Genomic DNA, 24,045 nt, shown 5'->3' with positions numbered 1-24,045 from the left:
CCGTCCCGATGACCCGCACTGCTGCCTGGCTGGCCTGCCTGCTGTTGACCACCGCACCCGCCCTGGCCGCCGAGGTGACCGTCACCGGCAAGGTCTACCAGGAACGCGACGGCAAGCCCGGGCGCGGCCCCACGGATCCGGGCATGGGCGGAGTGCAGGTTTCCAATGGCGAGACGATCGTGCGTACCGCCGCCGATGGCAGCTACAGCCTGCCGGTGCGCGAAGGCCAGACCGTGTTCGTGATCAAGCCGGACGACTACCGCTTCCCGGCGGCGGCCAACGGCCTGCCGGCCTACTGGCGACATTACGCGCCCCAGGGGTCGCCGCGCCTGAAGTACGACGGCATCCAAGCCACCGGCAGCGCCACCCGCAACTGGGATTTCGCGCTGGAGCCGGCCAAGGGCAGCGATGCGGCGCGGTCCGGTTTCGAGATGCTGGTGTTCACCGATTCGCAGACCGCCAGCCGCCAGGACATCGACTACTACCAGCGCGCCATCGTCGAACCGATCATCGGCAAGCATCCGGCCCGGCTGGGCACCACGCTGGGCGACATCGTCAATGACGACCTGGGCCTATACCCGGCCATCAACAAGGTCACCGCGCAGCTGCAGGTGCCCTGGTTCCATGTGCCGGGCAACCACGACCTGGATATGGACGCCGGCGATGACCGCCACTCGCTGGACAGCTGGCGCGCGGTGTACGGCCCGGATACCTATGCGGTCGAGGAAGGCGGCGCCAGCTTCGTGTTCCTCGACGACGTGGTGTACGACCCTGCCGCCAAGCCGAGCTACGTCGGTGGCCTGCGCCCGGACCAGTTGACCTTCCTCGGCAACTACCTCAAGGGCCTGCCACGCGATCGGCTGGTGGTGTTGGGCATGCATATCCCGCTGTTCGATGCCGCGCCGGGCCGCGAAACCTTCCGCCATGCCGACCGGACGCGCCTGTTCGCGCTGCTGAAGGACTTCCCCAACGTGCTGGTGCTCAGCGGCCACAGCCACACCCAGCAGCACTATTACCACGGCGCCGCCGAGGGCTGGCAGGGCAGCAAGCCGCTGCACGAGTACAACGTCGGCGCGGCGTGCGGTGCATTCTGGTCCGGGGTGAAGGACAGCAACGGGATTCCGGACGCCACCATGAGCGACGGCACTCCCAACGGCTATGCGCTGCTCTCGGTCAAGCCGGGTGGCGCGTACAGCCTGCGCTACCACGTCGCGCGGGCGCCGGATGACTACCAGATCGCACTGCACGCGCCGAAGGTGCTGCGCAAGGATGCCTATCCGGCCTGGGGCGTGTACGCGAACGTGTTCATGGGCCAGGCCGACACCCAGGTGGAGTTCCGCGTGGACAATGGCGCCTGGCAGCCGATGAAGCGCGTGGAGCAGCCCGATCCGCGCCTGCTGGTGGAAAACGTGGCCGACGACGAGGCAGAGCGCCTGCGCGGCTTCGACCGCTCGCCGGAGGCCACGCCGTCGCCGCACCTGTGGCGGGGGGCGCTGCCCACGAACCTGGCCGCCGGGGCGCACAAGGTGGATGTGCGTGCGATCCATGCCGACGGCCCCACCGCCACGGCCAGCACCAGCTACCGGCTGCAGGTCGCCAAGCCCTGATGGCGCATACGCCCCTGTACGGCACCGCGCGCTTTGCAAAGCCCGAAGGATCGCCGAAAATCGCGCCGAGTTATTCGATCCCAGCCAAGGCCTGCGAGTGAGCGTTGCGGTACCGTTCCCGGAACACATTCCGGCCCCTTCCGGCGCGCCCTCGGTGGTGACGCCCGGCCTGCCGCCGCAGTCCGGGCCGATCATCGTCGCCGACGTCGGCGGCACCTTCGCCCGTGTCGCGCTGGCGCAGTTGCCTCCCGGCCAGCCGCCGCAGCTGACCGGGCTGCGCCGTTACGAGTGCGCCAGCTACCCCAGCCTCGCCGCGATCCTGGCCGATTTCATCGCCGTCAGCGGGCACGCGCTGGATACCGCGGTGGTCGCCATTGCCGGCTTGTTGGAAGGCGACCACCTGGTCAACACCAACCTGCCCTGGGCAGTGTCGGTGCAGGCGACGCAGGCGCAGGCGCGGTTGCGCTCACTGGCGTTGATCAACGATTTCGAGGCGGTGGCCTACGCCATCCCGCACGTGCAGGCCGACACCCTGGCCGCACTCAACGGCGCCCCCGATGCGCTGCGGTCGTGGCCGGCGCTGGTGCTTGGCCCGGGCACCGGGCTCGGCGCGGCACTGCGTTTCCAGGGCGGCGAACAGCCGGTGCTGGCCAGCGAAGCCGGGCATGCCGCGCTCACAGCGGTAACCGCGCTGGAGATGGACATCCTGGCCCGCATGCAACAGCGCTGGGAGCATGTGGACCAGGAGCGGATCCTGTCCGGCAGCGGCCTGATGAACCTGTATCCGTGCCTGTGCGACATCCGCGGGGCCAGCCCGCGCTGGCAGTCCACCGAAGCGCTGATCGCCGCGGCGCACGCGGGCGAGGACCCGCTCGCGGTGGAAACGCTGGAGGTGTTCAGCGCCTGGCTGGGCAGCCTGGCCGGCGACCTGGCGATCACCTTCGGCGCGCGCTCGGTCTACCTGGTCGGCGGGATCCCGCCGCGGATCGCGCATTTCCTCCATGCCGGCGGTTTCCGCGCACGGTTCCTGGCAAAGGGCGTGATGGGACGGGTGCTGGCGCAGGTGCCGGTGTGGCGGGTGGAACACGGCGAACTGGGCATGCTCGGCGCCGCGGTATGGCAGGCGGCACGGCGCGACCGCGCGGCGGCCTGAGGCGAGCCCGGCCGACGCCGGGCGCTGTAACCCCATAGGGCAGGGAGTGGTTTCAGATGACCGATCGCAGGCAGTTTCTCCAGGCCGGCGCGCTCGCCGCCGGCGCCTTGGCGTTGCCACGCGCACGCGCACAGGGCAGCAACGGCGCGCGGGTAGTGTCCACCTGGGACTTCGGGGTGGGCGCCAACCAGGCGGCGTGGGCGGTGTTGTCCGGCGGCGGCAGCGCGCTGGACGCCGTGGAGGCCGGCGCGCGCTGGGCCGAAAGCGAGCTGTGCAACCCGACGGTGGGGCGCTGCGGCAACCCCGACCGCGACGGCGTGCTCAGCCTGGATGCCAGCATCATGGATGGCGATGGCCGCTGTGGTTCGGTGGCCGCGCTCACCGACATCCTGCATCCGGTCTCGGTGGCCCGCAAAGTGATGGAGAACACCCCGCACGTGATGCTGGTCGGGGAGGGCGCGCAGCAGTTCGCGGTGGCGCAGGGGTTCGAGCGGCAGAGGCTGCTCACTCCGGCCGCCGAGAAGGCGTGGCGTGACTGGCTGAAGACCGCGCAGTACACGCCGGAGATCAACGTCGAGCGACGCGGTCGCCCCGGCGACAGCAGCAACCATGACACGCTGGGCATGTTGGCCATCGACGCCAACGGCCGCCTCGCCGGTGCCTGCACCACCAGCGGCATGGCGTGGAAGCTGCATGGCCGGGTCGGCGACAGCCCGATCATCGGTGCCGGCCTGTACGTGGACAACGAGGTGGGCGGCGCCACCGCGTCGGGCGTCGGCGAGGAGATGATGCGCAACGCCGCCTCGTTCCTGGTGGTGGAACTGATGCGCCAGGGCCGCTCGCCGGCCGAGGCCTGCCGCGAGGCGATCGCTCGCCTGGTGCGCAAGCGCCCGGAGGCCAGCAAGACCCTGCAGGTGTGTTTCCTGGCGCTGGACAAGCACGGGCAGGTCGGCGCGTATGCGCTGCACCGGGGTTTCGTGTTCGCGGTGTGCGACAAGGACCGCCAGGACGACCTGCGTGATTCGGCCTCGGTCTACCGCAGCGAGCAGACCTGAGCATGACGCGCCGGCTGCTGGAAATCGCCTCCAATTCGGTCGCGTCCGCGTTGGCCGCGCAGGCCGGTGGCGCCGACCGCATCGAACTGTTCGACAACCTCGCCGAGGGCGGCACCACGCCGTCGCACGGCAGCATCGCGTTGGCGCGCGAGCGCTTGCGGATCCCGCTGTTCGTGTTGATCCGGCCGCGCCCGGGCGATTTTCATTACGGGGCGCTGGAGGTGGACGTCATGCTGCGTGATGTCGCGCAGTGCCGCGCGCTGGGCTGCGATGGCGTGGTGATCGGCGCGCTGGATGCCGACGGCGGCATCGATATCGCTGTCTGCCACGAACTGGTGCAGGCGGCCGGACCGATGCAGGTGACCTTCCACCGTGCGTTCGATGCGGCACGCGACCTGCCCGCCGCGCTGGAGCAGGTGATCGCGCTCGGCTGCCAGCGCGTCCTGAGCTCCGGTGGCCAGGCCAGTGCGGAAGCCGGCGCGGATCGGTTGGCGTCGCTGGTCGCCCAGGCCACCGGCCGCGTGCGGGTGATGGCCGGGGCAGGGCTCAACGCCGACAACATCGCCACCGTGGCCGCCCGCAGCGGATGCCAGGAGCTGCATGCGTCGGCCAAGGCCGTGCAACGTTCGGCCATGCGCCACCAGAACCCGGCGCTGATCGGGTTGTCCGCGGATTGGACCGCCACCGACACCGCGAACGTCGCCGCCCTCCGCGCCGCCCTCGACACGTAGCGCCACGCCATGCGTGGGTGCGCTTTGAACTGGCAGGGCGCGCAGCCACCCATGGGGTGGCTCTACGGGGGGCTACGGTGGGTCACGGTGTGCGTGGGTGCGCTTCGATTTGGCACCGCGTGCAGCCACCCACGGGGTGGCTCTACGGGGCTACGTTGGGCCACGGTGTGCGTGGGTGTGCTTCGATTTTGCACTGCGTGTAGCCACCCATGGGGTGGCTCTACGGGGGCTACGTTGGGTCACGGTTTGCGTGGGTGCGCTTCGATTTGGCACCGCTTGCAGCTACCCATGGGGTGGCTCTACGGGGCTACGTTGGGCCACGGTGTGCGTGGATGCGCTTCGATTTGGCACCGCGCTCAGCCACCCATGGGGTGGCTCTACGGGGCTACGGTGGGTCACGGTGTGCGTGGGTTCGCTTCGATTTGACACCGCGTGTAGCCACCCATGGGGTGGCTCTACGGGGCTACGGCGGGTCACGGTTTGCGTGGGTTCGCTTCGATTTGGCACCGCGTGTAGCCACCCATGGGGTGGCTCTACGGGGGCTACGTTGGGCCGCGGTGTGCGTGGGTTCGCTTCGATTTGGCGCCGCGTGTAGCCACCCATGGGGTGGCTCTACGGGGACATCGTAGAGCCACGCCATGCGTGGCTGCGCTTCGACCCGACCACGCGGGCGACACAAAACGGCAGCCACCTGTACCAGCGTGGCTGCCGTGGAGGACCGTTATCCCTGCCTCGGGGCAGGGCGGGCGATGCTTAGAACTTCCAGTTCACGCCGAAATACAGCTGGCGGCCGGTGTAGGTGTTGGAGATCAGGCGGGCCTTGCTGTCGCTGCCCAGGTAGATGCGCTGCTCGGACTTGGTGGCGTTGAGCACCGAGGCGGTCAGGGTGAGCGCGTCGGTGAGGTTGTAGGCCACGTTGAGGTCCAGCTGGTCGTACGGCTCGGAATACTGGGTGAGGCCATTGACCAGCCCGCCCACCACTTCACCGCGACGGTTGTACGAGGCGCGTGCCAGGAACTTCTCGTTCTCGTAGAACAGGGTCACGTTGGCCTGGTTCTTGGCGCTGCCCACCAGCGGCGAGGAGCCGATGTTCTGGCCGTCCAGCACGATCGACGCCAGGTTGGTGTCGTTGTAGGTGTAGTTGGCCTGCACGCCAAAGCCCATCTGGAAGGTGTACTGGCCGTACAGCTCCACGCCCTGCGAGACGCCATCACGGCCGTTGGCTTCGGTTTCGTACTTCTGCACGGTCACCGTCTGGCCGCCGACCGTCATCTGCTGGTCGCGCACCACCGGCACGGTGAAGTTGTCCACGTTCTTGCGGAACAGCGCCGCACCGGCCACCGCGCCGGGCTGGAAATACCACTCCAGGCCGATGTCGAACTGGGTCGCTTCGAACGGCTCCAGGTTCTTGTTGCTGCCGTGCCCGTACCAGCCGGGGGTGTCGGTACCGCCGGCCACGCGACGGTCGTTGCTGTATTCCTCGCTCACATAGCTCAGGCTGCCCGGCGCGGCGATGCTGGTGTAGCCGGGGCGTGCGATGACCTTGGAGGCCGCGCCGCGCAGCACCAGGTTGTCGGTGATGTCCCAGGCGATGTTGAAGCTCGGCAGGAAGTCGGTGTAGGTGCGCTCCAGCGAGGCGAACTCGTAGGTCTTCTCGCGCGCCAGCGCGTCGGGCAGGCGCACGAAACCGCTCTGGCAGACGTAGCCGGTGTTGGAGGCGATCAGCGGGGCGGCGGCCGGGTCGTTGCAGCCCATCGGCGCGCCGGCGGCGTTGTCCTGGAAGTAGTCATTGAACCGTTCGACCGAATCGCTGGACTCGGCGAACTGCTGGGTACGCACCACGCGCACGCCCACGTTGCCGCGCACGCGCTCGGTGCGGAAGTTGGCCTGGAAGTAGCCGGAGTAGATCTTCTCGTTGACGTTGTAGACGAAGTCCTCTTCCTTGCGGCTGTACGAGCCGCCGTACTTCTGGTTGAGGAAGTCGATGTAGGCCGGGTAGTTGATGCCCGGGAACACGTTGGCATTGAAGCCGCCGGCGATGTTGCTGATCGGGCTGGACAGGAAGAAGCCGGGCTGGGCCTCACCGGCGGTGGAATCGCACCCGGCCTGGTAGCGGTTGTTGTCGTAGTCGGCCGGGTCCTTGCCCTGGCACACCCAGTAGGTGTTGCCGGTATTGCGGTGGACCTCGCCGTCGCGGTACTTGGCGCCGAACTGGATCGAGTCCAGCCAGCCGCTTTCGAACATCTTGGTGACGTCGGCCTGGAAGTAGTTCTGCTTGACGCTGGTCTGCATCCACGATGACCCGGTCGAGCCGGTGTCGATCTCGGCGACGCCGGCCATCAGCTGGTCCTGCAGGTTTGGCGAGAAGGTCACGCTCGGCGTGCCGGTCAGGTCCCAAGCCGTGTAGGTGTTGCCGGACTGCCACACGCCGTCCACCTGGCGGCGCGGTTTTGCCGACATGCCGAAGTTCATCGACGGACCGCCCTCGGACCAGGTCCGGCCACCGGTGAAGGAGGCCTTCCACAGCGGACTGATGTCCCAGTCGATGGTCAGGTCGGCGGTCTGCGAGAGCGCCTTTTCCTTGCTGTAGGTACCGGTCAGCTGCGGGGTGGGGATGGTGCAGTCATCCGGGCCCCAGCCGCCTGGCGGCATGCCCGCGGCAGCTGCCTGCTCTTCGCTGCAGTAGTAGGTTTTGCCGGCCAGCTTTTCGTACTGGGCGCCGGTGACGATGCTGCCGCTCGGGTCGAAGTCCAGCCCGTTGAGCAGGCGCCCGCCGGCCCAGTTGCCGTCGCCGTTGAAGCGCGCCAGGTTCCATTCGGGAACCTTCAGCATGTTCTGGGTGTAGTTGCCTTCCAGCTCGAAGCGGAAGTAGTTCGCGGTCAGGGTCAGGTTGTCGATCGGCTTGAACTGGAACGTCAACTGCCCGCCGGTGCGCTCGCGCTTCTCTTCCTTCACGGCGAAGTTCGCCGAGGTGGGCATGAAGAACTCGCTGTAGTTGCGCCCGCCCTGGTCGTTGAAGCCGGACTGGCCCCACCAGTAATGGATGCCGTCCTGGCCCAGCACGTTGCCGTTGGCATCCACGGCATCGGTGCCGTTGCCGTACCACTGGTAGTCCTCGGTGCTCACCTGCATGGTGCGACTGGTGCGCTTCTGCTTGGTCGCGCCGACCAGCACGCCGAAGCGCTCGTCCTGGCTGTGCCAGGAATACAGCGCCGACGCCTGCGGGTCCACGTCGTGGCTGGTATCGGAGGAGGTGCCTTCCAGGTTGACGTAGCCGGAGTTGGCTTCCATCTCCAGCGGGCGCCGGGTATGCAGGATCACCGTGCCGCCGATGCCGCCTTCGTCGATGCGCGCTTCCGGGGACTTGAACAGTTCTGCGCTGGACAGCATGTTCGACGGCAGCAGTGTGTAGTTGAACGACCGCGTGGCCTCGTTGTTGGTTTCCGAGGTCGCCACGTAGTTGCCGTTCAACTGGGTGAGCGTCAGGTCCGGTGCGAGGCCGCGCACGCTGACGGTCTTGCCTTCGCCGCCGCTGCGCTCGATGACCACGCCGGGCACGCGCTGCAGCGCATCGGCCACGTTCTTGTCGGGGAACTTGCCCACGTCCTCGGCGGTGATCACTTCGACCACGGCGTTGGCGTCGCGCTTCTGCTGCAGGCTCTTTTCGATGGCGTAGCGATAACCGGTGACGGTCACGCTGTCGAGCGTGGTGGCCTCCGGCGACGACGCGGGGCTGGCCTGCTGTGCGAAGGCACCAGCGGGCACCATCGCGGCGGCGAACAGCGCGGCGGTAATGGCGGCCGACAGCGTGTCGCGGTTGCGCATGCGGGACATCTTGTTCATTCCACTCTCTCCCTCTCCTGGATTGAAACGGTGGCGATACGTTGTTGAATCGATCTAATGTTTTGGGAGGGCTGTTGCCAGCGCTCAACTCCCGTGCGTCCCGCGTGCTGCCTGGTGGGCCCCCACCCACCGCTCCGGCAATCGTGACCGTTTGAAGTTGGATCGATCTAAACGATTGACGGGGGAATTTTTAGCACGGGCGGGGCAGGGAAGCATGCTGCTCCGCAATATGGCCAACGACGACCGGGGACCGGGCCGATGACGTCCGAGGGGTGAAAACGTTTTCTTGCGCTGGACGCCGGCAGGGCGTGCGCCGGCGGTCCGCAGGCGACCCTGGGATATGGCGTTGTGGTGTGCGCCTTGCCGCAACCACTCGGCGCCGCTTAACCCATACCCGGGGACTCTGCGGCGACCGGCGTGGCAGCCCCTTCAGGGAGAGACCTCGACCCGCCCATGTTGCGCCGCAGAATGCATCCGTCGAAATCTCCGTGCTTTACTTGAATCGATCTAAATCCACGGCAACGTGGATCTGGACCGGTGCCAGCGGGGGAATGGCTGGCGCGCCACGGCGGGCATCCGCCGTGCTTTTTCCGTCTGCCGTACCGACATCGACCCACAGGATCCACGCATGCGCCGACTGCCGTCCGTCATCGCCGTTACCCCGTTGCACCGCCCACTGCCGCGCCTGGCCTGCCTGCTCGCGCTGGCCTTCGCGCCGGTCCTGCAGGCCGCCGCGCCGGTCGCGCTGGAGCGCGAGGTCAACACCTTCATCGGCAGCAAGGATGACGGCAACACCTTCCCGGGCGCATCGGCCCCGTTCGGCCTGATCCAGGTGAGCCCGATCGGCGAGCATTACGCCGGCTGGCGCTACGACGACCCGAAGATCCGCGGCTTCGGCCATTCGTTCCTGTCCGGTGCCGGCTGCTGGGAGCAGGGCGGTCAGGTCTCGGTACTGCCGGTCACCGGCAGCATCGGCAAGGGCGGCGACTTCGGCACCGACGATGCCAAGAGCTTCGACCACAAGCGCTACGCCGCCAGCTACACCCACGACGGCGAGATCGGCCAGGCCGGCTACTACAAGGTGCGGCTGACCAGCTACGGCGGCATCGATGCCGAGGCCACCGCCCGCACCCGTGCCGCCGCCGAGCGCTACACCTTCCCCGCCGATGCCGGGACCGGCCATGTACTGGTCAACGTCGGCCAGGCCAACGAGCGCCATTCGGTGATCGGCAGCGTCATCGACGTGGTCGGCGACCGCACGGTGGAAGGCAAGCTGGTCACCAAGAGCTTCTGCGGCGGCCACCAGTACACCACCTGGTTCCGCATCGAATTCGACCGCCCGTTCAAGGCGTTCGGTACCTGGGGCGAAGAGGGCGGCCTGGCCGGCGCGCGCCACCGCATGGAAGGCGAGCAGAAGCCCAGCGGCGCCTGGTTGAGCTTCGACGTCGGCAAGGATGGGAAGCGCGCGGTCACCGCGATCAGCGCCATCTCGCACGTGGACGCAGAAGGCGCGCGCAACAACCTGCGCAGCGAGGGCATGCAGGGCGGCAAGCTGCTCGGCTTCGAGCAGATGCGCACCCGGTCGCAGCAGCAGTGGCGCCGCGAGCTGGCCACCACGCGCGTGCAGGGCGGCACCAGCGATGACCGCACCGTGTTCTATTCCGCGCTGTACCACGCCCTGCTGCAGCCACTGACCGGCAGCGATGCCGACGGTCGTTACCGCGGCTACGACGATGCCATCCACCGCGCCGACGGCTGGACCTATTACGAGTATTTCTCGCTGTGGGATACCTACCGCGCGCAGAACCAGTGGCTGGCCTTGACCCGCCCCACCGTGGCGCGCGACATCGGCCGCAGCCTGCTGGCCATCAACGAACAGGGCGGTTGGCTGCCGCGCTGGGGCTATGCCAACTTCGAGACCAACATCATGACCGGCGACCCGGTCACCCCGTTCCTGGTCGACCTGTGGCGCTTCGGTGCCCTCGCCGGGCGCGAGGGCGAGGCCTACACGGCGCTGCGCCGCAATGCCTTCGAACAGCCGCCGCTCAACTCGCGCCACGCCGGCCGTTCCGGCAACCCCGGTTACGTGGAAAACGGCTATGTGGCCTATGACCGCGCCTTCCCCTCCAAGGGCATGGACGTGGACCCGCACCACGGCGGTTCGGCCACGCTGGAATACGCGCTGGCCGACTGCGCGCTGGCACAGATGGCCGACGGCCTCGGCCACGCCGACGATGCGGCCACGCTGCGTACGCGCGGCGGCAACTGGCACAAGGTGTGGGATCCGCAGGTGCGCGATGAGGAGACCGGCATGAGCGGCTTCCCGCGCCCGCGCATGGACGATGGCAAGTGGTACGTGCCCTCCGACGGCCACTACAGCCCGCGTTCGCACCATGGGTTCCACGAAGGCACCGCGTGGCAGTACCAGTGGCTGGCGCAGCAGGACATGCCGGGCCTGGTCCAGGCCATGCACGGCCGCGAACAGGCCGGCAAGCGCCTGGATGCGTTCTTCGCCTACGACGCGCTGGTGCGGTCGCCGCTGACCGCCGCGCGCAAGGAATGGGTGGTGGGGCCGTACAGCTACTACAACCAGTACCGCTACAACCCCAACAACGAACCGGACCTGCACGCGCCGTGGATGTACACGCTGATCGGCCAGCCGTGGAAGACCGCCACGGTGGTGCGCGCCGCCCAGCAGTTGTTCACCAATGCGCCCAACGGCGTGACCGGCAATGACGACCTGGGCACGATGTCGGCCTGGTACCTGTTCAGTGCGATCGGCCTGTACCCGGCGGTGCCGGGCAGTGGGCAGTTCCTGCTGCATACCCCGCGCTTTGCCAAGGTCGAGGTGGACCTGGGCACCGGCCGCACCCTGACCGTCGCCGCCGCCGGTGCCGACGGGCGCCGCCTGCAGTATGTGCAGGGCGTGCAGGTGGACGGCCAGGACCACGCCCCGGTGTGGTTGGACTGGGCCCGGCTGCAGCAGGGCGGGCGCATCGCGTTCGCCCTGGGGACGGACGCGCCGACCACGGGCTGGGGCACCCGTGCCGAGGCGCTGCCGCGTTCGTTCTGCGCCACCCCGGGTGCGGTGCTGGAATGATCCGTCGCAGCGGCCGCAGCCCCTACCTGACCGACGGCACGGGCACGGTCCGCTTGCCGATGCGATCGTTTAGGCTTGCGGCATGACAAGGAACGGGCAGACAGCATGAACGACAAGGCCACCCCCGCAGGCAAGGGATCGCGCGCGGTCACCGTGACCGACATCGCCGAGGCGATCGGCGTGTCGCGGGCGACCGTGTCGCTGGTGCTGCGGGGCAGTCCGCTGGTCAACGTGGACACCCGTGCGCGGGTCGAGGCCGAACTGCGCCGGCAGCGCTACGTCTACAACCGTGGCGCGGCCAACCTGCGCCGGCGCACGTCTTCCAGCGTGGCCCTGGTGATCAACGACCTGTCCAACCCGTTCTTCGCCGAATTCGCCTCCGGGGTGGATGAGGCGCTGGGTGCCAAGGGCTTCGTGACCCTGCTCGGCAGTACCGGCGAATCGCCGCAACGGCAGCAGGCGGTATTGAGCACGCTGATGGAGCACACCCCGGCCGGGTTGATCCTGTCGCCCGCCGAAGGCAGCGATGCCAGCGAACTGCGCCAGGTGCTGGGTTTCAACGCCAACGTGCTGCTGTTCAACCGCGAGCCGCCCGGTGCCGACTGGGACTTCCTTACCCTGGACAACCAGCAGGGCGCCTACCTGGCCACCCGCCACCTGATCGAGCGCGGCCACGAGCGCATCGCGTTCTTCGGTGGCCACGCCGACTCCAGCTCCTGCCACCAGCGTCGCCTCGGTTACGCGCAGGCGCTGGCCGAAGCGGGCAGGGCGGTGCACCCGGACTGGCTGATCGAATCGGCGCCGAATCGTCTCGAGGCCGCCGCGCGCACCAATGAACTGTTCGCGCGCGATCCGGTGCCCACCGCCGCGGTCTGCTACAACGACAGCGTGGCGCTGGGGCTGATGCTGGGCCTGGCCTCGCGCGGGGTGCGGCCCGGCGTCGATTTCGCGGTGACCGGGTTCGATGACATTTCCGAAGCAGCCGTCGCCCTGCCGCCGCTGACCACGCTCACGGTCAATCCGCGCGAGCGCGGCCGCCAGGCGGCCGAGCTGCTGCTGCAGCGGCTGGACCATCCCGACGCGGCGCCCCAACGCACCGTGGCGCCGGTACAACTGCGCATCCGCGCCAGCAGCGGCCCCGTGGCCGCGTGATGGCGCTTCCTTCCACCTGCTCGCGCAATGAGGCGCGTACCTGATGCCCATCTCACCAACGCCCCGACTGCCGTCTTCGCCTGCGTCCGCGCCCGTGGTCAACACGCGCATGGCCCTCGCCGTGGCGACCACGATCTTCTTCATGTGGGGCTTCCTGACGTGCCTCAACGACATCCTCATCCCGCACCTGAAGGCGGTGTTCGAACTGAACTACGCCAAGGCGATGCTGGTGCAGTTCACGTTCTTCGGCACCTATTTCCTGATGTCGCTGCCGGCCGGCCGGCTGGTCGCGCACCTGGGCTACAAGAAGGGCATCGTGGCCGGCCTGGCGATCGCCGCGGTGGGCGCGCTCGGCTTCTGGCCGGCGGCCGAACTGCGGGTGTATGAAGCCTTCCTCGGCGCGTTGTTCGTGCTCGCCACCGGCATCACCGTGCTGCAGGTGGCGGCCAATCCGTACGTGGCGCTGCTTGGCCCGGAGCAGACCGCCTCGAGCCGGCTGACCCTGGCCCAGGCGCTGAACTCGCTGGGCACCGCGATCGCGCCGATTTTCGGCGGCCTGCTGATCCTCGGCAACACGGTCAAGAGTGCCGACGAACTGGCTGCGCTGCCGTCGGCCGAGCAGATCGCCTATCGCGTGCAGGAAGCGCAGTCGGTGCAGGGCCCCTACGTGGGCCTGGCCATCGCGCTGGCGTTGCTGGCGGTGTTCGTCTACCTGTTCCGTCTGCCGGCGCTGACCGAAACCACCGAGCAGGCCGACAGCGGCACGCACACCCTGCTCGACGCGCTGCGCCACAAGCACGTGCTGTTCGGCGTGCTGGCGATCTTCTTCTACGTGGGCGCCGAGGTGTCGATCGGCAGCTTCCTGGTCAACTACCTGTCGATGCCGTCCATCGGCGGCTTCACCGAACAGCAGGCCACCCACTATGTGTCGGCGTACTGGACGCTGGCGATGATCGGCCGGTTCGCCGGTTCGGCGATCATGACCCGTTTCTCGCCGCGCCTGCTGCTGACCCTGTTCGCGGCGGTCAACGTGCTGCTGCTGGCGCTGACCATGCTCGCCACCGGCCACGTGGCGCTGTACGCGGTGGTGGCGGTGGGCCTGTTCAACTCGATCATGTTCCCGACCATCTTCGCGCTGAGCATCGAGCGCCTGGGGCCGTTGACCAACAAGGCGTCCAGCCTGCTGATCATGGCGATCGTCGGGGGCGCGGTGGTGCCGTACCTCCAGGGCGTGCTGGCCGACCACATCGGCTTGCAGCCGTCCTTCATCCTGCCGCTGGTCTGCTACGGCTACATCATTTTCTATGGCCTGTCGGGTTCGCGCCCGAGCGCCGCATTCCGCCAGGGAGCCTGAGGCCCGAATGAGCAAGATTGTCTGTTTCGGCGAGATTTTGATCGATCTACTCGCCCAACCACCGGCCAACGCGGACACCCCGCGCGCGTTCCTGCAGTACGCCGGTGGCGCGCCGGCCAACGTTGCGGTGGCCGCCGCGCGGCTGGGTGCCGATACCCATTTCGCCGGCATGCTCGGCCAGGACATGTTCGGCGACTTCCTCGCCGACAGCCTGGCCCAGGCCGGCGTGGCCACCGACTGCATCGTGCGCACCGATGCCGCCAAGACCGCGCTGGCTTTCGTGGCGCTGGACGCACATGGCGAGCGCAGTTTCAGTTTCTACCGGCCGCCGGCGGCGGACCTGCTGTTCCGCAGCGAGCACTTCCAGCCCACCTGTTTCGAGGGCACGCGCAGCTTCCATGTGTGCTCCAACAGCCTGACCGAGGCGGAGATCGCCGCGACCACGCTGGACGGCATGCGCCGCGCCCGCGCGGCCGGGGCGATGGTCAGCATCGACCTCAACCTGCGCCCCGCGCTGTGGCCGACCGGGGTCGACCCGCTGCCGCGGCTGTGGGAAGCGCTGGTGCTGGCCGAGCTGGTCAAGCTGTCGCGCGAGGAGCTGGATTACCTGGCCGCCGCGCAGGCCGGCGGCGCCGACGCAGTCATCGCGCGGCTGCTGGCCGCGCAGGCGCAGGCGGTGGTGGTCACCGACGGCGCCGCACCGATCCGTTGGCACACCCGCCACGCGCAGGGCGTGCTCACCGGCTTCCGCGTGCAGACCGTGGACTCCACCGCCGCGGGCGATGCCTTCGTCGGCGGCCTGCTGTTCGGCATCGGCGAGCGCGGCGGGGATGGCAGCGGCTTCGCCGACTTCTGCCAGGACCCGGCCGCACTCACCGGCGCGATCCGTTTCGGCGCTGCGGTCGGCGCGCTCGCGGTCACCCGCAAGGGTGCGTTCGCCGCCATGCCCAGCCTTGATGAAGTCCACCAACTGCTGCAGCAGCAACAGGAAGACGCCGCATGACCACCGCCTCCAACGGCACGCCCGTTCCGCCGACGCCCGATTTCCGTTCGCCCGCGTTCCTGCGCGCGCACATCGCGCAGACCATGGCGTTCTACCAGCCGCACGAGATCGACCCGAACGGCGGCTTCTTCCACTACTACCGTGACGATGGCAGCGTGTACGACACCGCGCATCGGCACCTGGTCAGCAGCACCCGTTTCGTGTTCAACCACGCCATGGCCTACCGCGAGTTCGGCAAGGCAGAGGACCTGGCAGCCGTCGAACACGGCCTGCGCTACCTGCGCGACGTCCACCGCAACCCGGCTACCGGCGGCTACGCCTGGACGCTGCGCGATGGCGTGGTCGAAGACGCCACCAACCACTGTTACGGCGTGGCCTTCGTGCTGCTGGCCTACAGCTGTGCGCTCAAGGTCGGCATCAGCGAGGCCCGTGCGTGGATGGACGAGACCTGGCAGCTGCTGGAACGTCGGTTCTGGGAGCCGGAATTCGGCCTGTACAAGGACGAAGCCGACGCAGAGTGGAACTTCAGCGACTACCGCGGCCAGAACGCCAACATGCACATGTGCGAGGCGATGCTGGCCGCGTTCGAGGCCAGCGGCGAGCAGCGCTACCTAGCGCGCGCGCTGTTGCTGGCCGACCACATGACCCGCCGCCAGGCCGCGCAGGGCGATGGCCTGGTGTGGGAACACTACGACCGGCAATGGCAGATCGACTGGGACTACAACCGCGACAATCCCAAGCACCTGTTCCGTCCATGGGGCTTCCAGCCCGGCCACCAGACCGAGTGGGCCAAGCTGCTGTTGATCCTGGACCGGCACGTGCAGGCCGACTGGCTGCTGCCGACGGCCCGGCATCTGTTCGACGTCGCGGTCGAGCGCAGCTGGGATGCCGCGCGCGGTGGGCTGTACTACGGCTTCGCCCCCGATGGCAGCGTCTGCGATGACGACAAGTATTTCTGGGTGCAGGCCGAGTCGCTGGCCACCGCCGCGCTACTGGCCAGGCGCACGGGCGATGCGCAGTACTGGGACTGGTACGACCGGCTGTGGGGTTACGCCTGGCAGCACATGATCGACCACCGCTACGGTGCGTGGTATCGCATCCTGGACGCGGACAACGGCAAGTACAGCGACGAGAAAAGCCCGGCCGGCAAGACCGATTACCACACCATGGGCGCGTGCTACGAAGTGCTCAACGTGGTGCGTTGAACAGGTAGAGCCGACCGTTGGTCGGCTACCCAAATCCCCGTAGAGCCGACCGTTGGTCGGCTGCTCCCGCAACCAGGCACATCACCATGCGCGCGCACCGCCGTCTCCATGTCGTTGCACCGGCCTGCTGGCTGTTTCTGGTCCTGCTGGTAGCCTGGGCACTGCCCGTCGCTGCCGCCCCGCTGGCGGCGGACTGGTCATTCCGCCTGCTGCCCGGTGATGCGCGCGGTGCCGCACACCCCGGCCTGCAGCAGTGGCGCCCGGCACAGGTGCCCGGCGCGGTGCACACCGACCTGCTCGCGCACGGCCTGATTCCCGATCCCTACGTGGGCGCGCCCGAGGCGGGCCTGCAATGGATCGGGCTGGCCAGCTGGGAGTATCGCGCCCGCTTCGACGTGGACGCCGCCACGCTGGCGCGCGCGCACGCCGAGCTGGCGTTCCAGGGCCTGGATACCTTCGCCACGGTCAGTTTGAACGGCGCGCCGCTGCTGCAGGCCGACAGCAGCCATCGCACCTGGCGTGCGCGCGTGGATGGCCGGTTGCGCGCCACCGGCAACGAACTGCGCATCGTGCTGCGCTCGCCGATCAGCACCCTGCTGCCAGGCGTGCAGGCGATGCCGCACAAGATCGCCGGCAATTACCCGTCGCCGTACGGCGATGAGCCAAAGGACGCGATGGTCGGCAACTTCGTGCGCAAGCCGGGCTACCACTTCGGCTGGGATTGGGGCCCGCGTTACGTGACCGCCGGCCTCTGGCGCCCCGTGCAGCTGGAAAGCTGGGATGCGCAGCGCCTGACCGCGCTGGCCGTGCAGACCCGCGCGCTGGATGCGGACCATGCCGATCTGGCGGTCACGCTGCAGGTGGAAAGCGCCGCGCCCGGCAATGCCGCAGTGCGCGTGGAGATCCTGGATCCGGATGGTGTGTCGGTGGCCCGCATGGACCGTGACGCCGCACTGCAGGCCGGGGACAACGCCATTGCCGTGCCGGTCTCGCTCAAACAGCCGCGCCGCTGGTGGCCGGCCGGCCAGGGGGAGCAGGCGCGCTATACCGTGCGCGCCACGCTGGCCCCGGGTGCTGCCGACGCGACCGGTATCGAACAACGCATCGGGCTGCGCACGGTGGAGCTGCGCCGCGAGGTGGACCGCCAGGGCGGGCAGGGCTTTGCCTTCGTCATCAATGGCGTGCCGATCTTCGCCAAGGGCGCCAACGTGATCCCGTTCGACATGTTTCCCGCGCGCGTGGACGCCGCGCGCATCCGTCGCGAGCTCACCGCCGCGCGCGATGCCAACATGAACATGCTGCGCAACTGGGGCGGCGGCTATTACGAGGACGACGTCTTCTTCGACATCGCCGACGAGCTGGGCCTGCTGGTCTGGCAGGACTTCATGTTCGGCGGCGGCATGCAGCCCGGCTACGATCCCGCATTCCGCGCCAACGTGGTGGCCGAGGCCCGCGACAACGTGCGCCGGTTGCGGCACCACCCCAGCGTGGTGCTGTGGTGTGGCAACAACGAAGAAGAGACGGCCTGGAAGGACTGGGGGCATGGCCGCGACCTGGCCGCCGCCGATCCGGCCTTCGCCGCCAGGGTGTGGCAGGGCTACGTGGACCTGTTCGGCAATGACCTGCGCCAGGTCGTGGCCGAGGAGGGGCTGGGCGTGCCGTACTGGTCCAGTTCGCCCGGCAACGACCTGGACGAGAAGGCCAACGATTCCACCCGCGGCGACAAGCACTACTGGCAGGTGTGGGGCAACCCGGCGCTGCCGGTGAGCGCCTACCTGCGCGAGACCCCGCGCTTCATGTCCGAGTACGGCCTGCAGGCATGGCCGGTGCTGCGCACGCTGGACGGGATCATTCCCGCTGCCGAGCAGGAGGTGGACAGTGCCACGGTGCGCGCGCACCAGAAGTTCATGGCGGGCGAGGGCAACCAGCGCCTGCTCAAGTACATCGAAGAGGAATACGGCACGCCGCGCGATTTCCCGGCGTTCGTCTACCTCAGCCAGGTGATGCAGGCCGATGGCATCCAGCTGGCCGCGCTGCACCACCGCGCCTCGCGCCCGTACACGATGGGCTCGCTGTACTGGCAGCTCAACGACGTGTGGCCGGGTGCGTCGTGGTCCAGCATCGATTACGCCGGGCGCTGGAAGGCGCTGCACTTCCACGCCAGGCGCTTCTTTGCCGACCAGGCGGTGGCCGCACTGCGCGACGACGGCGTGACCCGCATCAGCCTGCTCAACGACCGCCAGCAGGGCCTGCGGGCGACCTGGCGGCTGCGGGTGATGGATCTCGACGGCACGCTCCGCCACGCCCGGCGAAAGACGGTGGACGTGCCACCGCTGGCCGCGCTGGAGGTGGGCCGATTCGACGACACCACGCTGCTGAAGGGCGCCGACCCGACGCGCACGGTGGCCGTCGTCGAGCTGCTGGATGGCGCGCGGGTGCTGTCGCGGCAAGCGGTGTACTTCGTGGCGGCCAAGGATCTCGCACTGGCACCGGTGACGATCGACACGGACCTTCGCGCCGATGGCGAGGGTTACGTGCTGCAGCTGCGCGCCCCGCAGTGGGTACGCGCGTTGTGGATCGCGTTCGAGGGGCACGATGCCACGCTGGACGACAACGCCCTGGACCTGCTGCCGGGCGAAACCGTGACCCTCCATCTACGCAGCGACGCCGACCTCGCCGCCCTGCGCCGCAGCCTGTGCCTCACCTCGTTGACCGACACCCGGTAGCGCCCGGCCAAGCCCACACGTAGAGCCACGCCATGCGTGGCTGAAGCGCCCATGATGCCCGTAGAGCCACGCCATGCGTGGCTGATGCGCGGCTTGGTCCGCGCGAAGAGCATCCACGCATGGCGTGGATCTACGGGTCGGGTCCCCGCGGCGGGGCACACATAGGCTGAGGCGATGCAGGATTCCCGTAGAGCCACGCCATGCGTGGCTGACGCGAGGTGTGGTCCGCGCGAACAGCATCCACGCATGGCGTGGATCTACGGGTTGGGCCCCCGCGGCGGCTCACACAGCGGCTGACGCGACGCAGGATTCCCGTAGAGCCACGCCATGCGTGGCTGACGCGCGGTGTGGTCCGCGCGAAGAGCATCCACGCATGGCGTGGATCTACGCGTTGCGGCTCCGGGGAGGCGCACACAGCGGCTGACGCGATTCAGGATTCCCGTAGAGCCACGCCATGCGTGGCTGACGCGCGGTGTGGTCCGCGCGAAGAGCATCCACGCATGGCGTGGATCTACGGGTTGGGTCCCCGCGGCGGCTCACACAGCGGCTGACGCGATGCAGGATTCCCGTAGAGCCACGCCATGCGTGGCTGACGCGCGGTGTGGTCCGCGCGAAGAGCATCCACGCATGGCGTGGATCTACGGGTTGGGTCCCCGCGGCGGAACACACAACGGCTGACGCGATGCAGGATGCCCGTAGAGCCACGCCATGCGTGGCTGACGCGAGGCGTGGTGCGCGCGAAGAGCATCCACGCATGGCGTGGATCTACGGGTTGGGTCCCCGCGGCGGGGCACACAACGGCTGACGCGATGCAGGATTCCGGTAGAGCCACGCCATGCGTGGCTGACGCGAGGTGTGGTCCGCGCGAAGAGCATCCACGCATGGCGTGGATCTACGCGGTGGGGCCCGCGGCGGCGGCTGACGCGACGCAGGATTCCCGTAGAGCCACGCCATGCGTGGCTGACGCGAGGCGTGGTCCGGGCGAAGAGCATCCACGCATGGCGTGGATCTACGCGGTGGGCCTCGGGGCGGCGCACACAGCGGCTGACGCGATGCAGGATTTCCGTAGAGCCACGCCATGCGTGGCTGACGCGAGGCGTGGTCCGGGCGAACAGCATCCACGCATGGCGTGGATCTACGCGTTGGGTCCCCGCGGCGGCTCACACAGCGGCTGACGCGATTCAGGATTCCCGTAGAGCCACGCCATGCGTGGCTGACGCGAGGCGTGGTCCGTGCGAACAGCCATCCACGCATGGCGTGGATCTACGGGTTGGGCCCCCGCGGCGGCTCACACAGAGGCTGACGCGATGCAGGATGCCCGTAGAGCCACGCCATGCGTGGCTGACGCACGGCGTGGTTCGCGCGAACAGCATCCACGCATGGCGTGGATCTACGGGTTCGGTTCCCGCGGCGGCGCACACAGCGGCTGAGGCGATGCATGATTCCCGTAGAGCCACGCCATGCGTGGCTGACGCGAGGCGGGGCCCGCGCGAACAGCATCCACGCATGGCGTGGATCCCCGCGTCGGGTCGCCCCGGGGTGGCGCAATTACAGCGTGATCTGCTGGAAATTCTCGACGCGGTCGTGGCCATGGGTGGCTTCGCCCGTGCGCGGCAGCGGGTAATCGTCCAGGCGGTCGAGCAGGCGGGTCTGCAAGCCTGCGTCGCGCGCGGCGTCCAGCTCTTCCACCACGTCGGAAAGGAACACGATCTGGTTCGCCGGCACGCCGATCGTCTGCACGATGCGGCGGTAGCTGTCGGCCTCACGCTTGCCACCGACTTCGGTGTCGAACCAGCCGGAGACCAGACCGGTCAGGTCGCCGGCCTCGCTGAAACCGAAGAACTGCTTCTGCGCCGGCACCGATCCGGAGGAATACACGTACAGCCGCTTGCCTTCGGCGTGCCAGCCCTTGAGCACCGCGCCCACCTCCGGGTAGAAGTGCGCCTTGTAATCGCCGTTGCGGTAGCCGCTTTCCCAGATCATGCCCTGCAGCGCCTTGAGCGCGGTGTGCTTGCGGTCCTGGTCGATCCAGCCCTGCAGGGTCTCCACGACCAGGCTGTCCTGGCAGGCACCGCCGATCTCCACGGCCACCGCGTCCAGCCAGCGGCGCACCTCCGGCTGCTGGCCATGTGCGGCGACGAATGCCGGCAGGGCCTTGCGCGCATACGGGAACAGCACGTTCTTGACGAACGAAATGCTGCTGGTGGTGCCTTCGATATCGGTGAGGATGACAGTGGGATGCGGCATGGATCAGTCGGCCTGGTGCTGTGCGGGGTGGTAACGCGGGAACTGCTGGGCGATGTCGCTGCCGGTGAAATGACCCACCCAGCCATCGGCCTCGGTGAAGAAACGGATCGCGACGAAATTGGGCTCTTCGCCCATGTCGAACCAGTGGGTGATGCCATCGGGCACGGCGATCAGGTCGTCCTTGACGCACTCGATCTCGTACACCTTGCCGTCCACGTGCAGGGTGAACAGGCCGGAGCCGGCGACAAAGAAGCGCACCTCGTCTTCCTTGTGGAAGTGTTCGTCGAGGAACTTCCTGCGCAGTTCGGCACGGTTGGGGTTGTCTGGTGCGATCGACGCCACGTCCACGCTCTTGAAGCCGTGCTGGGCGACCAGGCGGTCGATGTCGGCCTTGTAGGCGGCGAACACCTCGTCCTGGCTGGCGCCGGGGGCGACCTCCTGGGTGGCCTGCCAGCGTTCGAAGGTGACCCCGATCCGGGTCAGTTCGGCCGCGATCGCCGCGCCATCGCGGCTGTCGAACAACGCGGTGTCCGGGGCAGTGTCGTCAAAGATGCGGAGTCGGCTCATGGCGGCGGCAGCGAGGCGAAAGGGGGAAGGAAAGGGTACCAGCGCAGCGCCGGGGCAGGGGCGCTGCGCTGATGGTGAACGGCGGAATACAGATTCCCTTCAGGAATCTGCACGGGGCACGCCCGGTCCGTGCAGCGTGGCCCGGCGCCCGCCCAACCCGTTCAGCCGCGCAGTTTGCGCAGTTCCAGCTCGCAATGGAACAGGAACTCGAAGGCTTCCAGGTGCCGGCGCGCCTCGGCCATGTCGCGGCCCCAGGCATACAGGCCGTGGCCGTCGATCAGGTAGCCCCACAGGCATTGCTGGTCGAGCAGCGCATCCACCTGCGCCGAGAGCACGTCCATGTCCTGGGTGTTGGCGAACACCGGCACGTCGATGGCCATCTCGTGGGTGCTGTTGCCGTGGAAGGCCTTGAGCAGCTCGTAGCCTTCCAGGCGGATGTGGCCTTGCGGCGCATACAGGCGCGAGGCCACCGTCTGCACCGGCGAATGCGTGTGGAGCACGCAGCCGATCTCCGGGAAACGGCGATACAGCTGGGTGTGCAGCAGGGTCTCGGCGGACGGGCGCAGGGGGCGGCCAACGGCCTTGCCGTCGAAGTCCACCACCATGATGTCGTCCTCGACCAGCCGGCCCTTGTCCTTGCCGGACACGGTGATCGCCGCGTGGCGGTCATCCAGGCGGTGGGAGAAGTTGCTGCTGGTCGCCGGGGTCCAGCCGGCCTGGGCCAGCTCGCGGACGTTGTCGATCAGCACCTGGGCCAGGTCGCTCAGGCGGGCGGTGTCGTAGGGGAAGGTCGGGGTGGTCATGCGGCCATTTTACGGCGCTTCGCTGATTCGCGCGCGCCCGGCGCCGGCCAATGGCCGGCGGCAAGCCCTTATTTCCCGCGCAGGCGGCTGTGGCGGTAGCCGTAGCCGAAGTAGATGGCAAAGCCCACTGCGGTCCAGACCCCCATCAGCATCCAGTTGTGCGCGGTCATCGCGGTCAGCAGGGCGATGCAGCTGAGCACGCCGAGGCTGCAGATCAGCCACGCCATCGGCATCCGGAACGGGCGCGGCAGGTCCGGCTGGGTACGGCGCAGGATCAGCACGCCGGCGCAGACCGCGGCGAAGGCGATCAGCGTGCCCATCGAGGTCAGTTCGCCGAGGATGTCCAGCGGGAACAGCGCGGCCAGCAGGGCGATGCCGATACCGGTGATGACGGTATTGATGTGCGGCGTGCGGTAGGTCGGGTGGATCTTGGTGAACACCGGCGGCAGCAGGCCGTCGCGGCCCATGATCATGAAGATGCGCGGCTGCCCGATGATCATCACCAGCACCACCGACGACAGGCCGATCAGCGCGCCGATCTCCACGATGATGCGCAGCCAGCCCAGCTGCGGGTGCGCGGCCACCGCGGTGACCACCGGCTCGTCGGTGCCCAGCAGCGTGTACGGCACCAGCCCGGTCATCACCGCCGCCATGGCGATGTACAGCACCGTGCAGATCACCAGCGAGAGCAGCATGCCGATTGGCATGTCGCGCTGCGGCTTGTGCGATTCCTGCGCGGCCACCGACACCGCCTCGAAGCCGATGTAGGCGAAGAACACCATCGCCGCGCCGCGCAGCACGCCTTCCATGCCGTACTTGCCCGGGCCCTCGTTGGCGGGGATGAACGGGGTCCAGTTGGCCGGGTCCACGTACCGCCAGCCGGCGATGATGACCAGGACGATCAGCCCGGTCTTGAGCACCACCATGGCCATGTTCATGGCCGAGGACTTGCTGATGCCGACGTAGCACAGCCAGGTCAGCAGCAGCACCAGGATGGCGGCGGGGATGTTGGCGATCGCCCCGGTCGGGCGCAGCTGCGCGTCCAGAGGGGCACTGACCAGCGCCGCGGGGAGGTGGATGTCGAAATGACTGAGCAGGCTGAGGAAGTAACCGGTCCAGCTGACCGCCACCGCCGAGGCCGAGACGCCGTACTCGAGCACCAGCATCCAGCCGATGAACCAGGCCGACAGCTCGCCGAAGGTGGCGTAGGTATAGGTGTAGGCGCTGCCGGAGACCGGCACCATCGCCGCGAATTCGGCATAGGCCATCGCACAGAACGCGCAGCAGATCGCGGCCAGCACGAAAGACAGCATGATCGCCGGGCCGGCGTGGTTGGCTGCGGCCTGGCCGGTGATCACGAAGATGCCGCCGCCGATCACCGCGCCGATGCCCAGCGCGGTCAGGCCCCAGGGGCCGAGGGTGCGGCGCAGGCTCAGGCCGTTGGCGTCTTCATGGGCGGCGTGCGGATGCTTGGTGGCCCACAGTTGCTTGAACATGGT

15 protein-coding genes are annotated in these 24,045 nt (G+C 68.4%); 10 read left to right on the top strand and 5 right to left on the bottom strand.

Annotated features, from left to right (window positions below; translation table 11 throughout):
• The first annotated feature begins 8 nt into the window (after nt 1-8).
• The 4 genes from AC06FD_RS16570 to AC06FD_RS16555 all read left to right on the top strand — a co-directional run bounded on the left by AC06FD_RS16570 (nt 9) and on the right by AC06FD_RS16555 (nt 4,546).
• Nucleotides 9-1,607, top strand: coding sequence for a calcineurin-like phosphoesterase C-terminal domain-containing protein (locus tag AC06FD_RS16570; RefSeq protein WP_478078377.1), 1,599 nt, complete (start codon nt 9-11; stop codon nt 1,605-1,607).
• A gap of 154 nt (nt 1,608-1,761) precedes the next feature.
• Entirely contained in the window at nt 1,762-2,760 is a 999-nt protein-coding gene (locus AC06FD_RS16565) for a glucokinase (RefSeq protein ID WP_478078410.1), read from the top strand.
• Between the two features lie 56 nt (nt 2,761-2,816).
• Nucleotides 2,817-3,815: a glycosylasparaginase gene (locus AC06FD_RS16560; protein ID WP_478078376.1), complete on the top strand. Its 999-nt coding sequence runs from the start codon at nt 2,817-2,819 to the stop codon at nt 3,813-3,815.
• Between the two features lie 2 nt (nt 3,816-3,817).
• Nucleotides 3,818-4,546, top strand: coding sequence for a copper homeostasis protein CutC (locus AC06FD_RS16555; RefSeq protein ID WP_478078375.1), 729 nt, complete (start codon nt 3,818-3,820; stop codon nt 4,544-4,546).
• A 753-nt stretch (nt 4,547-5,299) separates the two neighbouring features.
• On the opposite strand, the gene AC06FD_RS16550 is transcribed toward AC06FD_RS16555, so the two are convergent.
• On the bottom strand, nt 5,300-8,389 hold the full coding sequence (locus AC06FD_RS16550) for a TonB-dependent receptor (protein WP_478078374.1): 3,090 nt from the start codon (nt 8,387-8,389) through the stop codon (nt 5,300-5,302).
• 628 nt (nt 8,390-9,017) lie between these two features.
• Here AC06FD_RS16550 and AC06FD_RS16545 point away from each other — a divergent pair.
• The 6 genes from AC06FD_RS16545 to AC06FD_RS16520 all read left to right on the top strand — a co-directional run bounded on the left by AC06FD_RS16545 (nt 9,018) and on the right by AC06FD_RS16520 (nt 18,929).
• On the top strand, nt 9,018-11,489 hold the full coding sequence (locus AC06FD_RS16545) for a GH92 family glycosyl hydrolase (RefSeq protein WP_478078373.1): 2,472 nt from the start codon (nt 9,018-9,020) through the stop codon (nt 11,487-11,489).
• Between the two features lie 105 nt (nt 11,490-11,594).
• Entirely contained in the window at nt 11,595-12,641 is a 1,047-nt protein-coding gene (locus AC06FD_RS16540) for a LacI family DNA-binding transcriptional regulator (protein ID WP_259208604.1), read from the top strand.
• Nucleotides 12,642-12,684: 43 nt separating this feature from the next.
• A complete protein-coding gene (gene fucP, locus AC06FD_RS16535; RefSeq protein ID WP_259208607.1) occupies nt 12,685-13,995 on the top strand; it encodes an L-fucose:H+ symporter permease in 1,311 nt (436 codons plus the stop codon).
• A gap of 7 nt (nt 13,996-14,002) precedes the next feature.
• Entirely contained in the window at nt 14,003-14,998 is a 996-nt protein-coding gene (locus tag AC06FD_RS16530; protein WP_394163720.1) for a carbohydrate kinase family protein, read from the top strand.
• The gene (locus tag AC06FD_RS16525) at nt 14,995-16,203 is read left to right on the top strand and encodes an AGE family epimerase/isomerase (protein WP_478078372.1); all 1,209 of its coding nucleotides are present in this window, start codon (nt 14,995-14,997) and stop codon (nt 16,201-16,203) included. The genes AC06FD_RS16530 and AC06FD_RS16525 overlap by 4 nt, the downstream gene beginning before the upstream one ends.
• Nucleotides 16,204-16,289: 86 nt before the next feature.
• Nucleotides 16,290-18,929: a beta-mannosidase gene (locus AC06FD_RS16520; protein WP_478078371.1), complete on the top strand. Its 2,640-nt coding sequence runs from the start codon at nt 16,290-16,292 to the stop codon at nt 18,927-18,929.
• A gap of 1,548 nt (nt 18,930-20,477) precedes the next feature.
• On the opposite strand, the gene mtnC is transcribed toward AC06FD_RS16520, so the two are convergent.
• The 4 genes from mtnC to AC06FD_RS16500 form a co-directional block, all read right to left on the bottom strand.
• Complete coding sequence (mtnC, locus tag AC06FD_RS16515) at nt 20,478-21,176, bottom strand: acireductone synthase (RefSeq protein ID WP_259202428.1); 699 nt, start codon at nt 21,174-21,176, stop codon at nt 20,478-20,480.
• A 3-nt stretch (nt 21,177-21,179) separates the two neighbouring features.
• On the bottom strand, nt 21,180-21,743 hold the full coding sequence (locus AC06FD_RS16510) for a 1,2-dihydroxy-3-keto-5-methylthiopentene dioxygenase (RefSeq protein ID WP_259202429.1): 564 nt from the start codon (nt 21,741-21,743) through the stop codon (nt 21,180-21,182).
• Between the two features lie 161 nt (nt 21,744-21,904).
• The gene (locus tag AC06FD_RS16505; RefSeq protein ID WP_259202431.1) at nt 21,905-22,546 is read right to left on the bottom strand and encodes a methylthioribulose 1-phosphate dehydratase; all 642 of its coding nucleotides are present in this window, start codon (nt 22,544-22,546) and stop codon (nt 21,905-21,907) included.
• Nucleotides 22,547-22,614: 68 nt separating this feature from the next.
• On the bottom strand, nt 22,615-24,042 hold the full coding sequence (locus tag AC06FD_RS16500; RefSeq protein WP_259202432.1) for an amino acid permease: 1,428 nt from the start codon (nt 24,040-24,042) through the stop codon (nt 22,615-22,617).
• Nucleotides 24,043-24,045: the final 3 nt, after the last annotated feature.

The organism is Stenotrophomonas sp. Steno-Z1, from assembly GCF_056393175.1.
This window is presented reverse-complemented; position numbering and strand designations above follow the sequence as displayed.